We start from the raw sequence: 14,440 nt of genomic DNA, 5'->3' as shown, positions 1-14,440 counted from the left end.
GAGATCCGAATGAAAGACAATCGCAGCGTTATCGTCATGCGCGCGGTGCAAGAAATCCAAGCTGGAATGGTCGTCAACCTGGGCATCGGCTTGCCGACGATGGTTGCTAACTATATACCGGACACCATGAACGTGCTGCTGCATTCGGAGAACGGACTGCTGGGCATCGGCCCCTACCCGGAGGCGGGCAAGGAGGATCCGGATCTCATCAATGCAGGCAAGGAGACGATCACCGCGGCCGCGGGAGCATCGTACTTCGACAGCGCCGAGTCGTTCGCGATGATCCGCGGCGGACATGTCGGACTGGCCATCCTGGGCGGCATGGAGGTGTCGGAGAACGGAGACCTCGCGAACTGGATGATCCCGGACAAGATGGTCAAGGGCATGGGCGGCGCTATGGATCTGGTCAGCGGCGCGCAGCGGGTCGTCGTCATTATGGAGCATACGAACAAGCACGGCGAATCCAAGGTCAAAAGCGCCTGCACGCTGCCACTGACCGGCCAGCGGGTCGTTGACCGCCTCATCACGGAGCTGGCTGTATTCGACTTCACTCCGGACGGCATGGTGCTGCGCGAGCTGCAGCCGGGCGTGACGATCGAGGATGTGCGCGCGAGCACGGAGGCGGACTTCAAGTCCGCAATAGAGTTCGGACAGGGAGCGGCTTGCTGAATGAGCAGGACAAACGAAGCGGTGATCGTAAGCGCCGTACGCACGGCAATCGGCAGCTTCCAAGGCTCGCTGTCCGGCATGCCGGCTCCCGAGCTGGGCTCCATCGTCATCCGGGAGGCGCTCGGCCGCGCAGGCATCGACCCTCATCATGTCGACGAGGTGATCATGGGCAACGTCCTGCAGGCTGGACTGGGCCAGAATCCGGCGCGGCAAGCCTGGCTGAAAGCAGGCTTCACTTCTGCGACACCTGCCGTTACGGTCAACAAGGTCTGCGGCTCCGGCCTGAAGGCCGTCGTCATGGCTGCCCAGTCGGTGATGCTGGGCGATGCGGATATCGTCGTGGCGGGCGGCATGGAGAACATGAGCCTGGCTCCGTACGTGCTGCCCGGCGCCCGTGCCGGCCTGCGGTTCGGAGACGCTCCGCTGGTCGACTCCATGATCCGCGACGGCCTGTGGTGCGCCATGTGCGACGTGCACATGGGAGAGACGGCGGAAAACATCGCCGAACGCTATGGAATCAGCCGCGCCGAGCAGGATGAGTTCGCCGCATGGAGCCAGCAGAAGGCAGAGCAGGCTCTCTCGTCCGGCCGCTTTGCGGACGAGATCGTCCCGGTGCCAGCGGCACGCAGCAAAGGCGAGCCGCTGCCGTTCTCGACTGACGAGCATCCGCGCGCAGGCACGACCGCCGATTCGCTCGGCCGGCTGTGCCCGGCATTCCGCCGGGACGGTACCGTTACAGCCGGCAACGCCTCCGGCCTCAACGATGGCGCAGCGGCGCTCGTCGTCATGTCGGGCACCAGGGCAGATGAGCTCGGCCTGAAACCCCTCGCCCGCATCCGCGGCTACGCGAGCGCCGCTCTCGATCCTGCGTTCATGGGGCTGGGCCCGATTGACTCGACGCGCCGGCTGCTGGCCCCGACCGGGCTCACCATCGCGGACATCGACCTTTTCGAGCTCAACGAGGCGTTCGCCGTGCAGGCGCTCGCCGTCAGCCGCGAGCTCGGCGTGCCGCAGGAGCGGCTCAACGTCAACGGCGGCGCGGTCGCTCTCGGGCATCCGATCGGCGCCAGCGGCTCCCGCATTCTCGTGACGCTCCTGCACGAGCTCTCCCGCCGCGGCGGCGGGCTCGGTCTGGCGGCGCTTTGCATCGGCGGCGGACAAGGCCTCTCGATGATCGTGGAAACGGTGTGAACGTCTGGATCTCCGGAAGTGCCGGGGTTCGGCGCTTCCGTTCCTGGCTTTCCTGGCCTAGCCGACCAAGCATTGTCCCCAAGTTCCTAAATAAGGGGTTTGACGGGAGAAATCGTTCTGCCTGACGATCCCGAGTACAATGGCATGATTATCCAAAGCGTTTATTTTCTGTCCCTTGAACAAGTTACCTAGTCGTTGATAGCGAGCTATTTTCCCTAGACATGCAGGAGGACGCCACGGGTCTTTCGGTTGAGAGATATAGGAACGAGTGGCCGAGGGGAAGATACGTACTATCTTTTCTGTGTCGGAGGAGCTGGCGAAACCGAAGTGGAATCAATTCGGCCATAAACCAAGATATATCGATAATCCCTGGAATAAAGAAAAGCCGCTGCTCCTCCGCTCATCGTGCCGCATGTACGATAAGAGAGAACATGGAGAGATGTGCTGCAGTTGTCGAAACGGACGGAAAAGCAGCGGTTTGAAATTCGGGAATCCATCAAACAAGTCTAACCTGCGGGAACTTTCATGTGAAGGCTTTCTGGCTTTCTTAAATAATGTCGAGCTGAACCTTTCTAGTCGGCTTGGGGAACGCCTCATCCAACATCCCCAAGTCTTCCTCGGTAAGCTTAATACGTTCCGCCTCAGCATTCTCTTCGACATGCGCTGCTGTCGACGCCTTAGGAATGGCAATCACGTCACCGCTTCTAATACACCAAGCCAAGAGAATCTGAAGCGGCTTCACGCCATGTCGATCGGCAATCTCCTTAACCGCTGGATGCTCAACCAACCCTCTTCGCAAAGTGCCCGCCTGGGCGAGCGGACTGTAGGCCATCATCGGGATTTTTCGCTCTCTCAGCCAAGGAAGCAGGTCGTATTCTACGCCGCGGGAACCGAGATGATACAGCACCTGATCGACCATGCAATGCGTCCCTCGCGCCGCGTCGAACAGTTCCTTCATATCTTCCGTGTCCAGGTTCGAGACGCCCCATCGCAAAATTTTCCCCGCTTCGACCAACTGCTCCATCGCTTCTACCGTTTCGCTTAGAGGAATGCTTCCTCTCCAGTGAAGAAGATAAAGGTCGAGGCGGTCCGTCTTTAACCGCTTCAAGCTTTGTTCGCAGCTGCCGGCGATGCGATTCAGTCCCGCGTTGTGCGGATACACTTTGGATACCAGAAACACTTGATCTCGTATCCCTTCGATCGCTTCTCCAACCAAGGACTCCGATCTGCCGTCTCCATACATTTCAGCCGAATCGATCAGGTTCAATCCAAGCTCCACACCGCGTCTTAACGTGCGAAGCTCTTCATTTTTTTTGGACGGATCATCCCCCATATACCACGTACCTTGACCGATTCTGGGCAAAGACGTCCCATCAGGAAGGGTTGCCATGCGCCCACCCCCTTATTTTTTACAATATTTTTCCCGCTGCGTCCCGTCCTATTCTCCATAGAGAATATGTTGGGCGATGTTTTTGCATTGGTCTCTCACACGTTCTAAGTTGCCTGACGAAGGCGCAGGCGCCGATGGCGGCCCCGGGCTCCCCGTTCGCCGACCGGCCGGAGCGCTACAAGGACGCCTACCGGGTGATGCCGAAGCTGACGGCCAAGGTGCAGTACAGCGAGTGGAGATGGCGGGAAGGCCGCGCGCTGCGTCAGCCCTCCATTCAGGCGTTCGTGAACGCGTCGCCCGAACAATGCCTATTGCCTTGGGCATAAGCCGCCGGTCAGGCGTATTTCTTTTTCAGCTTATAGTATTGATAATAGCTGTAGAGGCACATGAGGCAGCAGATCGCAAAGATCCAGGCCGGCAGGAAGCGAAGCATCGCGAATGGGGTCTCGAATAGAAAGGCGCGCCAGAAGGAAGCTCCCTCCATCTCCCATAAGCCGTCCGTCAGATAGCTTGCTTTGATATTGAACATAGCGTTAAAAATGTGGCCGTTGAACACGGCACAGATGTAAATGAAGAAGAGACATGCCGTCGTCAGCGCATAATGGGTCAGGCGCTTATAAAAGGCAACCAGCGAGCCGGCATCGGAAAAGATCTCGTCGCGCCCGTCCGCAGGCTTTTGCCAATATTGCACGCTCCCCCATCGGCTGCCCTTGAGAAGGGTCCATCCGAAATCCGCGTAGGTCATCTTATAATCCTCGTACTTCCCCGCGCTCATACGATCCTGATAATCGAGACGGATAACCATCCTGCGGCCGGAAGGCTCAAAGGTGTACCCGCCGAGCGGGCCGATCCGCCGGCAGGCGTATCCTTCGGCCAGCCGATCGTTCAGCCACTTCTCCTCTTTCAGCAGGTTGATGAACCATCTACGTTTTTTCATGGCGATCCCTCGTTTCATAAAGTGATAGCAGATGCTCTACCCTTCTTCGCTCGATTTCCAGGATGCGTTCTCCGTCCTGCGTGATCCTGTATACTTTCCGGCGGCCCGTCTCGCCCGGCACCGGCTCGATCCAGCCGTGCTTGCTCAAGTTCTCCACGGCCCCGTACAGCGTTCCGGCCGCCAGAATGACAGTCCCTGCGCTCATCTGCTCGACCGTTTGCATGATCGCGTATCCATGAAGCGGCTCCTTGAGCGAAAGCAAGATATAATGCATCGTTTCCGACAGCGGCAGCAGCGGATGCTTCATGCAGCGCTCCCCCTTCCCATATACAGTCTAACTGTACAGTTGAACTTTATATTATTATATACAGTCGAACTATACATTTCAACTGTATAACAAAAAAGAGCAGGGCGAGTTGCGTCCCCCTGCTCTGTCGTCTATTTTGCGAGACACGTTTCGCGTAACGCGCTCCCGGCTATGGAGATTCCACTCCGCCCCTTTGTCATTTGCCCATATCGTTCTACCCCTATGGCTCTTCTTCCGATCATCTATGGGAGCGACTGGCCCGGTAGGCTGGTGACTCGATTTAATGTTGATTTCGCATGATGCTTTTATATTGTTGTTACTGCTAATACATAATGACCACCGGTTGACGGTGTAAGTTGTCCTGCTGATGACAGCCAAGCCGTCCAGACTAGGGTATGAAGAAAGGGAGAATCAAGATAAGTGCAAAAGATAGTTATATTCCAAAATTAAATGTGACCCTATACCGACGGGAGCGGTCTAACTTGTATATAAGAAAAAAGGAGTGTGGAATGTGGAGTTAACTCAACTTGCGGTTCAAGCGACAGCGGGCGACCGCAATGCTTTTATCAGCCTTGTCAAGCATTTGGAGAACTCTTTACACCATATGGCCAAATCCATCGTGGGTAAAGACGAAGATGTCGCAGATGCCCTACAGGAAACCATCCTGAAGGCTTATAAATCGATACATTCCCTTCGTGAGCCCAAATTCTTTAAGACCTGGATCCTCCGAATTCTGATCAATGAATGCAATACGATTCTGTCAGGCCGCTCCCGCACCGCAGTTTGCTCAGAGCTTCTGGCGTCTTCTTCAAACTCCGACGACTACGATAAAGTTGATTTGAGAGAAGCCGTGGACCGACTGGATGAGAAGCAGCGTATCGTTGTCATTCTTCATTATTTTGAAGACTTGCCGCTGCGGCAGGTGGCCAGTGTCCTCGACATCTCGGAGAGTGCCGTCAAGATGCGCCTTTCCAGAGCACGCGGTACACTTTTGAAAAATTTTAAAATCTTTCGCGAAGGGAAGATGAACTATGGATCCGTTTAAACTACAGATGGAATTGAAAAAACAGAAAGAGGTGAACAACACAGATATGGAGATGTCACCGCTTGTCCGCACACGTCTGGATGAGACTTACGCTTCGCTCACGGAGCTGCCTGCCCAGCGTACTAACAGACCCACACGTTCGTGGCTGCGCGCATCAACCTATGTCACTGCAGCAGCTGTCTTCCTCGGAGCAGCACTTTTCACTTCCGGCTTCGTGTCTCCGGTCATGGCGGGCTCGATCAAGAATATTCCTTTAATAGGAAGCATCTTCAGCTCTATTGAAGGCGACACCGGACTCCGCAATGCCGGTGACCTTGGGCTTGCCTCAACCGTGAACAGCAATGTTTCCTATAAAGACATTAAGCTTGAGGTGAAAGAGACGGTCTTTGACGGAAGCCGGGCCGCTTTTCTGGTCAGTGTGACGGCTCCAAATCTGAAGAATGGCCGCTATGATAACGGAAAAAAGGTAATGAAACTCAGCAATGCAATTGAGAATGTATATTTCAGTGTTGACGGAAAATCGCAAGGCGATCCGGGTTCGTTCCTGAAGGGCGGATCCTACATGGGTGCCGGGGAAGAACATCCGAACATGCTAATCTTTGAAGAAGTTCTCGATATATCCAGCACCAGCTCCATTTCCGACTCATTCATTGCCGATGTAACGGTCATCTTGGACGGAATTGACCATGAATTTAAACTGAATGTTCCCTTCCATAAAACCACGGAAGATATAGTAACTGTACATCCGAATGCTGTTGTCCCCAATGAAGAGCTTACTTTCTCCGTCATCGACCTGCAGTTGACCCCATTGACGACTCGTGTGAATTATTCAATTGCATTGAACAACATGATTACGTTGGAAATGAAAGATGAACTCAGATTACGTCATATCGGTGTAGCCGTATTCAACGATCAAGGCCGCCAATTGGCCACCCTGGGCGGGGATGGCGAGTATGAAGCGAACAGCCTGAACTTTGACAGCCGATATGCCTCAACACCCGGGGAGACCAAATATTTGATTCTGAAGCCTTTTGTAATCAAGGATGATTTTTCAGAGAGCGTACATGAGGATCAATATATCAAGGGATTGGAAACAAGAATTGAGCTGCCTGCTGCCAAATAAATAAGAAGACAGACTGCCCAGGTTATTCTTCGTAGTCTGTCTTTGTTTCTAATATCAATAATCTATGCCTAGTGAAGGGAGATTCCAAGCATATGTCTATCCAATTCACCATTGAATCCTGGTATGTCCTGCTGCCGATGTTTCTTGTATTTCTGATCGTTCTGTTGGCACTGGCTATAGTTAAGAAACGGAAGTTTACACCTCTGCAATACACCTTGCTGTTCACGTTCAGCATCTATCTAATCGTTGTTATCCATTTGGTATTCTTTCCGATTGATGTAAATATCGGATTATATGCGAACCAGACGCCTTGGTACAAAACGATTAATTACATCCCTATATTAACAGTCGATTTAAAGACCTTTATCCTGAATATCATTATGCTGATCCCACTGGGTATCTATCTGCCTTTGTTGAACCCTAAATACGGCAGCATAACAAAAATGGCGAAACTCGCTCTACTCCTCAGCCTCTCGTTTGAAATTCTGCAGTTGATCATCCGGATTACTCTTGGCAACGGCAGAAGTACGGATATTAACGACATTCTAGCCAATACTCTTGGGGGTACACTTGGTTTCCTTATCATTAACAAACTGATCAAGACGGATGCTATTCAACGTCTGGCGGCCAGGTTCAGTCTGTAGTGGTCTCCACTTCTGTCCATCCCCTCTCCCCACACTGAATTCGCCCTATTGTGATTCGGTTCCCCGCGCTATCTGCAACGGTCTTAATTTTTCATATTCAAGGCTTTTATCGTTGAGGCGATCCCTTCCTGGAAGGGCGTTGCCACGATTGGACCGATGAACCGTTCGTACTTGTCTCTGCTTAGCGTCAGCGGCTCTTCGGTTAAGTAAAGCATCTCCACCACTTCCTTCATAACGGGCAAGACGATTCCGAGCAGAGACAAACCCAGCTTCTTCAACGGAATGACCGGTTTGATGCTGCCGCTTGCCGTATGCGCGATCTTCACGATGTCTCGCCCGGCGATTAAGCCGGCACCCGGGATATGCCAATTCTGTTCGTAGGCGAAGTCTCTGCCGGCCAGCTCGACAATCATGGCCGCCGCATCCGGCAAATAGACATATTCGCGAGGAATATGCATATTGCCGATGAAAAACGACATCTTGCCGGCCGCAATCGCCTCCAGAGTCGAGCCCAAATAAGAGGCTTCGTTGGCTGTTGGTCCATAATAATCCGGCAATCGGGCGATCAAAACCTTGGCCTTGTTCCACCGCTTGCTGAACAACATCCGTTCATAGTCCAAGCGGACTTTTCCTTTTCGAGTATGCGGCTCTTTGGGATGCTCCTCGGTTACAGAGTCGGATTGTCTCCTGCCGTATGGGTATATACCGTCAATCGCGACGACCCGGACAGCCATGCGGTCCGCCGCCTCCATCACCGACTCGCCCAGCGGAATCAGCTTATTCGTCATCTCGTGGTACGGAACATTCGCGCAATGGAACCATACGTCTGTTCCGCCTGCCTGAGAAGCGATATCGTCGGGCCGCATAGCGTCCCCTACGGCAAGCGTCAGATGATCGGGGCTGCCTAGCCGACTCGCGAATTGCTCTAATTTCTGACGCGAACGCCCGAACGCAATCGTGTCGATCCCGCGCTTCACCAGTTCCTCCGTAATCGCGGCTCCCGTTCCGCCGGTTGCTCCAATGACCATTGCCTTCGTTATCGTCATCACATCTCGACCTCTTTCGTTTTTTGTGATTGATTGATCAATTACAACTCATCAAAAAAATTTCCGGTCTCTTTCCAATTCGCTTTGATTATTGCGTACTTATGCCGCTGTCGTTCAAATTGCCACAAGTGGAGCGTCTGAATTTCACTTCACGGCTTTGTGATTGATCAATCACTAACTTTATATCCACTATAACAAATGGTTAGTGATTGGTCAATAACACTTTTGGGAAAAACTTCCCCCTTCATCCCTTCATCAATTCGGGCATATGCAGCGCGACGGCCACATTGCACAGCACTCCCCGGGCGAGAAACAGCATCGTCCGCTCTTCGGGCTTCTCGAGACCGGCTTCACGGAACGCCGTCAGCACCATATCGCGGACTTCCTTAAAGCCGCCCCGCATCGTCTCCTGGATCGCTTCCTCCCGAATGGTCTGCGCCTGCATCTGCAAGAACATCTCGTTCCGGTGCATCGCCTGAATATTCTCGTATTCCTGAATAAGCGTAGCCTCCAGCAATTCCGGCGATGTCGTCTCCACCACCTCACGGAACGACTCGATCACCCTGGACCAGGAGACCTCCAACGCGCCCAGCAACAGCTTTTCCTTCGTCGAGAAAAATCGAAATACGTAGGGCTGCGAAATACTCGCCCGTTCTGCCACCTGTGCCGTCGTAGCTCGGTAATAGCCGACTTCCGCGAATACTTCGATCGCCGCAGAAATAATCTCCGTTTTACGATTAACGGACGTTGCATCGGATTTAGCCATCCCTCGATCCCCCTTTCGATAGTGATTGATCAATAATGAAGCCAGTATACATCGGCCGTCAGATCAATGCAACGACTTAAGGCCGTCCCTGTCATCTTGGGACGGCCTATTTCACTGTCTGCCTTAGAAGCACGTGAACGAGCGAACCTGATTCAAATCGAGGCCGAAGTACGCCCAGAAGAAACCGAACCATCTGAACCCGCAACAGAATTTACGCCCGACGAATACTTTTAAGGCGGGCCGGGTTTGCACACCGTGATTGATGCGGGCTTCCCGGCCTTCTTTGAGCATATACAGAGGATACGAGCGCATGCTCGGTTTGCTGTATATACGAAATCCAGTCGCTCCAGCTTCTTATCCCCCCACGATCCCCTGTGTTCGCAGGATTCCGGAACAAAAAAAGGGTGGGGGTCGGCAAAGGGTGGTATCCAAAAGAGGCATGGAAACAGCAAAAAGCAACGTCCCTGCAGTCGGAACGTTGCTTTCTCCATTATTGCTGGCTGGCCAAGTATTGGTCCAACTGTTCGAACGTACCGGCGAACCCTTGCTTGACCATTGGCTTCATAGCATCGAATGCTGCCATTTCCTCTTCCGATGCATTCACTGGACCGCCACTGAATGTTACTGTTGTCCTTCCATCCACTTCATCGAAGGTCAGGATGTTAATAATCTCAAGCGGCCAGTTCGGGTTAAATGGAGCCCGCACTGTATTCCCTTGTTCATCACTGAAAGATTGAATGAAAACAAGTTTTTCCGGCTCACTCACTTCTTGATACACGAATTTCCCCCACATGCTCATTCCATCGGGCGATTTCTGGCACCCGAGGAAAATTCCGCCCGGACGGGCATCCATCTTGCTGATTTCGAGAGTGAATCCCTTTGGACCCCACCATTTGCTAAAATGCTCCGCCTCCGTCCACACCTTAAACACGAGTTCGCGTGGAGCGTTAAATTCACGAGTCAACAACACTTCATGGTTTACCATTTCTATTCCTCCCTGCTACTTTGGTTCTGGAGTTTAGTTAGATACTCATCCAACTGATCAAATTGATTTTCCCACAAGCTGCGAAACGTGCTAAGCCAGGTATCCATCTCCTGAAGGGGCTGGGATCTAAGCTTGTAAAACCGACGATTGGCAACTGGATGCACATCAACGATCTTCGCTTCATTAAGTACTTTTAAGTGTTTTGATGCTTGTGGCTGCCGGATTTGCAGCTTATTCGTAATTTCCCCTACGGTAAGTGGGCCGTTGCGCAGTAGTTCCACAATCCGCATTCGTGTGGGCTCTGCTAAAGCACCGAGCGTCTCCGTTTCCATATTATCTTTCTCCGACCCAATGCTGTCTCTTCATTAGAGCGCTTGAGTGGCTTGAGCGAGTAACGAGGAAAGCACGGTGTAGTCTGGGGAAACTCCTTCTTTAATTTTGATCCATTTGCGTTCCGGCGGTCCTTCGAAGCCCTTCGGAAAGTCCATCCCAGCTGTGTTCATGATCATAAAGGCTATCGCATCCTTCGAAGGTGAAATCACTGCGGCATAGTGGCCGTTTTTCAGAAAATGGGGCTTTTTGTATTGAATTCGTTCTTCAACCGATGGAATGGTTTGGTGAACCATATCTCTCAGCCGCCTAGAAAGCTCAATTTGCCATGTTTCTCCCAAGTTCTCGATAAAGGCGGTAACCTCTTCGTTCATCACTCCCTGATCAACTCCTTTCGTTAAATTTTTCCATAAACGAAATATACCATATGAGGAATATTCCCGTAAAGGGATTTTATAATTTTTCCCGCAACAGTGTAGCAAACTTTCTGTAGATCATACTTACATACATTGTCCGCTTGGATTGCTCAGCTGCTGGCGTTGCTGGACTTCGGGAGGACTCTTGCTCCGAACGGCTCCCGGTCGTGACGGTTTGCGCGGTGGAATGGCTTTGGTTCTGCCACGTCCACTCCCTCGAACCTTCCCGTTCTTGATGCCGATGCCGCCAAACAGGAGGATACTGGGAACACCGAGGAAAGCCACGCGAATTGCTCCCATAGGCGGTCGTCCACTTGCTCCGCACGAAAGGACAAGCCGGGACTGTTTGTGGATGGACGCACGCGAAACCGACAAGCGTTCAACAACCACCTGACCCGACCACCTTGCTGTGGCTGGCTCCGAGGTCCCTGCAACTGCTTTCGTCGGGTTCTTGTTTGCAAGCTGTTGACAGAAAAGCCCAAAGAGGGCTGCGACAGGTCACTTGCTCACCACCTGTCACAGCCCCCAAACCCGCGTTCGACGCGGTCTCTCGGTTCTTACTCTTCCCCTGTCGCAATCGGATTCCCCTCATAGCTAATCCAATCGCTCCAGCTTCCCGCATACAGCTTCACATTGGTGAAGCCTGCCGCTTCCAGTGCGAGCACGTTCGGTGTAGCCGTCACGCCGGAGCCGCAATAAACAATCAGCTCGCGATCCTTCGGTATGCCGGCGAAAGCCTCGTCCAGAGCGGCGCCGGACTTCCAGCGGCCCTGCTCGTCCTGAACGCCCTTCCAGAACCGGTTGACGGCGCCGGGAATATGCCCGGCCTTGGCGTCAAGCGGCTCCTCGATGCCCGCGTACCGGATCGGGTCGCGGGAGTCGATCAGCAGCGGGGCGGCGGCTTCGCCCGCCCCTTCCGCTGCCTCGTTCGGCTCCTCTACCGAGCCGAACGCCGCTTCGAGGCCGTCTACGACGGAGGCCTCGACGCCGAGGCGGTCAACCGGGGCCAGATTCCCCGGTTGGACCGCCTCCACGGATGCGTGCCCGCCGGCCGCATCCGTCCCGGCAGGGCCGCCGCTGCCGCCGGCGGCCCAACACCCTGGCGCAGCCGCAGACGAGGCGGCGCGCACTTCCTCCAGGTCCGCGAGCCGATGCGGCTGCGGCCTGGCGGCAAAGCCGCCCGGGACGACGATGCGCGTCTCGGCCGTCACGGGAAAGCCTGCGGCTTGCCAGGCGCCGAAGCCTTCGTCCATGACATAGACCGCGTCATGGCCGAGCCAGCGCAGCAGCCACCACAGACGCGAGGCCATCGCCCCGCCCTGGTCGTCGTACGCGACGACGCGGGAGTCCGGGCCGATGCCCGCGCGGCGGAACACCGCCTGCAGCGCTTCCGGCTCCGGCAGCGGATGGCGCCCGCCATGCGCTCCGACCGGAGCCGACAAATCCTGCTCCAGGTCCAGATACACAGCGCCGGGAATATGGGCTTCCTCATAGGCAGAGCGCCCCGACAGCGGCTTGCCGAGCGCGAACCGGCAGTCCGCGATGACGAGATCAGGTTCATACATCCGGGCCAGCAGCCATTTCGGCGATACGATGGTTCCCATGGGAAAATCCTCCTCATAAGCGAATAGGCTTGGCTCCGATCCAAGCCTGCGCCGTGATCGGTTCCAGCGATTCTAGAAGCGTGTTGAAAAATAGGTGGCCTGCGGTCGGTATGGATCTCCAATCGCTGTTGTCGTTCTGATTTCATTTAAAAAGGGATTAGCAGTTGAAATCAGACGACAAAGGCGAACGCTGACGCTTTTCCGACTCCATTCCGACCCTCCGGTCACTTTTTCACCACGCTTCTAGAGCTTGTTCTGCAATTACCCAGGCTGTTCATCCGAGCAGGATGCCAATGTCAGCCTCTTCTATTCAGCTGCTCGGCGCTCATTCCAACCGCCGATGCAGTTTCCCCATCTATTGCGCTTACAACCCGGCCGGTTTACTCCGCAGCAGCCGAACCCTCCCGGCTCTTCCGCTCCCCGCCCCGCAGCGCCAGAAGCGCAAGCAGCAGCACGAGCAGCATGGCGGCCATCGCAGCCGTCATCTGCAGCAGAACATGCCAGTCATAGGCATCGAGAATCCAGCCCGCCAGCTTGGGGAACAGCGCCCCGCCAAGGCCGCCGCAAGCGACCATGAGGCTCGTCGTGCGATCCGTCATGCCCGGCAGCTTCTCGTTGACGTAGATCAGCGCGACCGCGAAGATCCCCGCCATGAACAGTCCGGCGAGCGCGACCAGCACCAGCATCCAGGACAAGCCCGACTCGGTTACGCCCGACATCAGAACGAGAGACACGAGCGATGCTCCGACGGATACGAGCAGATAAGTCCGGTAGCCTGCCGCCTTGGTCGCCGCTCCGATGAACAGACGTCCAGCCACCATCGTGCCCCAGAACAGGCTGAGAACGGCGGATGCTTCCGCTTCCTTCAGTCCAGCCTGCGAGGTCATGACCGAGGGCAGATAGTTCGCGAACACCATCTCCATGCCGACATAGAGGAAAAAGAACAGCATGCCTGCCGTCAACAGCGGCATCGAGCCTCGTGCATAGCGGGGACGGACAGGCCGGTCAGCCGGCTCCGGCGAGGAGCCGCCGATGCTGCCGGCCGGCTCGGCGAGAGCTTGCCTCGCCGCTGCCGCTCCATGGCCTGGATGCCCGCTCTCCGCGCTTGCATCGGCCCTAACAGCCGAGGCGCTGCCGGATCCGGCAGCAGGCTCGGCGGAAGAAGCCGGCCTTGCTCCGGCAAGCTCTCCGTCTTGAGCACCTGCAGCTCCGGCGGGCACGGCGCCCGCTTCTCCGGCGCCTTCGCCATCTGTCCTCTGCCTGACCATGACCGGTCCATCCAGGCCCGGCGCAGGCGCTTCGTCAGGCGAGCCTTCAAGGAGTGCAGGCCGGCGCGGTACATAGGCGACCGCCTCTTCCGCCTCCCCGAACGACAGCGTCATCCAGAGCAGGAGGCAGATGCCCGCCAGCGCGGTGAGCACCGGGAAGCTCATGGGCCAGATTCCGCCCTGGATGAGCATGGAAGCCACTCCGGGCATCACGAGCGCTCCGACGCCGAAGCAGACTTCGAGCCAGCCCATCGCGGAAGCTTTGCCTTTGACGAACACGTCCATGATCAACGCGCCTACGATAGCCTCCGTCACGCCGAATCCGAACCCGGCCACCGGCGCGACCAGCAGAATGATATCCCAAGGCGGCAGCGTGCTGTACACCGCTTCGGCAATTGTCAGCGCCCCCATGGCGAGCACCAGCGTGCTCCGGCGGCCGATCCGCGAGGATAGCGCCGGCGCCGCCAGAACGCCGATCAGAAACCCGATGAATTGGTTGGTGATCCATTGCCCTGCCGAGCTGTAGTCAAGCGCATACTCCTTCATGACCGGCTCCAGCAGCGCCCCGGCGACGACATGGGCTAGCCCTATGACGAAATAGGACAGGCAACCTAGCAAAATCAGTTTTCGCATCGCAGCTCCCTCAGGTGCAAGTTTTACATGATGAGTTCCTGTTGTCTCCCCATCATATCATGAGAGCAATCCGGAATGGTATAATG

At 55.3% G+C, this 14,440-nt stretch carries 16 protein-coding genes; 6 read left to right on the top strand and 10 right to left on the bottom strand.

Features of this window, described 5'->3' with window-relative positions; translation table 11 throughout:
* Window positions 1-9: 9 nt before the first annotated feature.
* On the top strand, window positions 10-669 hold the full coding sequence (locus tag ACLBWT_RS21285) for a 3-oxoacid CoA-transferase subunit B (protein WP_447665123.1): 660 nt from the start codon (window positions 10-12) through the stop codon (window positions 667-669).
* Window positions 670-1,860 (top strand): acetyl-CoA C-acetyltransferase, encoded by a 1,191-nt coding sequence (locus ACLBWT_RS21280; protein ID WP_447665122.1) that lies wholly within the window; start codon window positions 670-672, stop codon window positions 1,858-1,860.
* Between the two features lie 547 nt (window positions 1,861-2,407).
* Here the strand turns inward: ACLBWT_RS21280 and ACLBWT_RS21275 are convergent.
* A complete protein-coding gene (locus tag ACLBWT_RS21275) occupies window positions 2,408-3,250 on the bottom strand; it encodes an aldo/keto reductase (protein ID WP_447665121.1) in 843 nt (280 codons plus the stop codon).
* A gap of 134 nt (window positions 3,251-3,384) precedes the next feature.
* Between ACLBWT_RS21275 and ACLBWT_RS21270 the strand changes: the two genes are divergently transcribed.
* On the top strand, window positions 3,385-3,576 hold the full coding sequence (locus ACLBWT_RS21270) for a hypothetical protein (protein ID WP_447665120.1): 192 nt from the start codon (window positions 3,385-3,387) through the stop codon (window positions 3,574-3,576).
* Between the two features lie 8 nt (window positions 3,577-3,584).
* Here the strand turns inward: ACLBWT_RS21270 and ACLBWT_RS21265 are convergent, their stop codons facing one another.
* Together ACLBWT_RS21265 and ACLBWT_RS21260 are read right to left on the bottom strand one after the other, a co-directional pair.
* The gene (locus ACLBWT_RS21265; protein ID WP_447665119.1) at window positions 3,585-4,187 is read right to left on the bottom strand and encodes a DUF2812 domain-containing protein; all 603 of its coding nucleotides are present in this window, start codon (window positions 4,185-4,187) and stop codon (window positions 3,585-3,587) included.
* Window positions 4,174-4,494 carry a PadR family transcriptional regulator gene (locus tag ACLBWT_RS21260; RefSeq protein ID WP_447665118.1) on the bottom strand — a complete coding sequence of 107 codons (321 nt, stop codon included), beginning with the start codon at window positions 4,492-4,494 and terminating at the stop codon, window positions 4,174-4,176. Before ACLBWT_RS21260 ends, ACLBWT_RS21265 begins: the two co-directional genes overlap by 14 nt.
* Window positions 4,495-5,005: 511 nt before the next feature.
* Here ACLBWT_RS21260 and ACLBWT_RS21255 point away from each other — a divergent pair.
* The 3 genes from ACLBWT_RS21255 (at window position 5,006) to ACLBWT_RS21245 (ending at window position 7,306) form a co-directional block, all read left to right on the top strand.
* Window positions 5,006-5,539: a sigma-70 family RNA polymerase sigma factor gene (locus tag ACLBWT_RS21255; protein WP_447665117.1), complete on the top strand. Its 534-nt coding sequence runs from the start codon at window positions 5,006-5,008 to the stop codon at window positions 5,537-5,539.
* Window positions 5,526-6,662, top strand: coding sequence for a DUF4179 domain-containing protein (locus tag ACLBWT_RS21250; protein ID WP_447665116.1), 1,137 nt, complete (start codon window positions 5,526-5,528; stop codon window positions 6,660-6,662). Before ACLBWT_RS21255 ends, ACLBWT_RS21250 begins: the two co-directional genes overlap by 14 nt.
* 92 nt (window positions 6,663-6,754) lie before the next feature.
* Window positions 6,755-7,306 carry a VanZ family protein gene (locus ACLBWT_RS21245; protein WP_447665115.1) on the top strand — a complete coding sequence of 184 codons (552 nt, stop codon included), beginning with the start codon at window positions 6,755-6,757 and terminating at the stop codon, window positions 7,304-7,306.
* Window positions 7,307-7,389: 83 nt separating this feature from the next.
* Here ACLBWT_RS21245 and ACLBWT_RS21240 read toward each other — a convergent pair whose 3' ends face one another.
* From ACLBWT_RS21240 to ACLBWT_RS21210, 7 genes are all read right to left on the bottom strand, one after another.
* Entirely contained in the window at window positions 7,390-8,352 is a 963-nt protein-coding gene (locus ACLBWT_RS21240) for an NAD(P)H-binding protein (protein ID WP_447665114.1), read from the bottom strand.
* Between the two features lie 244 nt (window positions 8,353-8,596).
* Window positions 8,597-9,118, bottom strand: coding sequence for a TetR/AcrR family transcriptional regulator (locus ACLBWT_RS21235; protein WP_447665113.1), 522 nt, complete (start codon window positions 9,116-9,118; stop codon window positions 8,597-8,599).
* 490 nt (window positions 9,119-9,608) lie between these two features.
* Complete coding sequence (locus tag ACLBWT_RS21230; protein ID WP_447665112.1) at window positions 9,609-10,103, bottom strand: SRPBCC family protein; 495 nt, start codon at window positions 10,101-10,103, stop codon at window positions 9,609-9,611.
* Window positions 10,104-10,105: 2 nt separating this feature from the next.
* A complete protein-coding gene (locus ACLBWT_RS21225; protein ID WP_447665111.1) occupies window positions 10,106-10,435 on the bottom strand; it encodes an ArsR/SmtB family transcription factor in 330 nt (109 codons plus the stop codon).
* Window positions 10,436-10,468: 33 nt separating this feature from the next.
* Window positions 10,469-10,807, bottom strand: a complete 339-nt coding sequence (locus ACLBWT_RS21220) for a DUF1801 domain-containing protein (protein WP_447665140.1) — start codon at window positions 10,805-10,807, stop codon at window positions 10,469-10,471.
* A 599-nt stretch (window positions 10,808-11,406) separates the two neighbouring features.
* Entirely contained in the window at window positions 11,407-12,453 is a 1,047-nt protein-coding gene (locus tag ACLBWT_RS21215; RefSeq protein WP_447665110.1) for a sulfurtransferase, read from the bottom strand.
* A 380-nt stretch (window positions 12,454-12,833) separates the two neighbouring features.
* Window positions 12,834-14,354, bottom strand: coding sequence for an MFS transporter (locus tag ACLBWT_RS21210; RefSeq protein WP_447665109.1), 1,521 nt, complete (start codon window positions 14,352-14,354; stop codon window positions 12,834-12,836).
* Window positions 14,355-14,440 lie beyond the last annotated feature (86 nt).

Source organism: Paenibacillus sp. D51F, from assembly GCF_053345695.1.
The sequence above is the reverse complement of the archived record's forward strand: the minus strand, read 5'-3'. Positions and strand labels throughout refer to the sequence as shown.

Excerpts from the sequence above, each read along its gene's own strand:
- ACLBWT_RS21285 (WP_447665123.1), top strand. The coding sequence starts at position 10 with ATGAAAGACAATCGCAGCGTTATCGTCATGCGCGCGGTGCAAGAAATC.
- ACLBWT_RS21280 (WP_447665122.1), top strand. The coding sequence starts at position 670 with ATGAGCAGGACAAACGAAGCGGTGATCGTAAGCGCCGTACGCACGGCA.
- ACLBWT_RS21275 (WP_447665121.1), bottom strand. The coding sequence starts at position 3,250 with ATGGCAACCCTTCCTGATGGGACGTCTTTGCCCAGAATCGGTCAAGGT.
- ACLBWT_RS21270 (WP_447665120.1), top strand. The coding sequence starts at position 3,385 with ATGGCGGCCCCGGGCTCCCCGTTCGCCGACCGGCCGGAGCGCTACAAG.
- ACLBWT_RS21265 (WP_447665119.1), bottom strand. The coding sequence starts at position 4,187 with ATGAAAAAACGTAGATGGTTCATCAACCTGCTGAAAGAGGAGAAGTGG.
- ACLBWT_RS21260 (WP_447665118.1), bottom strand. The coding sequence starts at position 4,494 with ATGAAGCATCCGCTGCTGCCGCTGTCGGAAACGATGCATTATATCTTG.
- ACLBWT_RS21250 (WP_447665116.1), top strand. The coding sequence starts at position 5,526 with ATGGATCCGTTTAAACTACAGATGGAATTGAAAAAACAGAAAGAGGTG.
- ACLBWT_RS21245 (WP_447665115.1), top strand. The coding sequence starts at position 6,755 with ATGTCTATCCAATTCACCATTGAATCCTGGTATGTCCTGCTGCCGATG.
- ACLBWT_RS21240 (WP_447665114.1), bottom strand. The coding sequence starts at position 8,352 with ATGACGATAACGAAGGCAATGGTCATTGGAGCAACCGGCGGAACGGGA.
- ACLBWT_RS21235 (WP_447665113.1), bottom strand. The coding sequence starts at position 9,118 with ATGGCTAAATCCGATGCAACGTCCGTTAATCGTAAAACGGAGATTATT.
- ACLBWT_RS21230 (WP_447665112.1), bottom strand. The coding sequence starts at position 10,103 with ATGGTAAACCATGAAGTGTTGTTGACTCGTGAATTTAACGCTCCACGC.
- ACLBWT_RS21225 (WP_447665111.1), bottom strand. The coding sequence starts at position 10,435 with ATGGAAACGGAGACGCTCGGTGCTTTAGCAGAGCCCACACGAATGCGG.
- ACLBWT_RS21220 (WP_447665140.1), bottom strand. The coding sequence starts at position 10,807 with ATGAACGAAGAGGTTACCGCCTTTATCGAGAACTTGGGAGAAACATGG.
- ACLBWT_RS21215 (WP_447665110.1), bottom strand. The coding sequence starts at position 12,453 with ATGGGAACCATCGTATCGCCGAAATGGCTGCTGGCCCGGATGTATGAA.
- ACLBWT_RS21210 (WP_447665109.1), bottom strand. The coding sequence starts at position 14,354 with ATGCGAAAACTGATTTTGCTAGGTTGCCTGTCCTATTTCGTCATAGGG.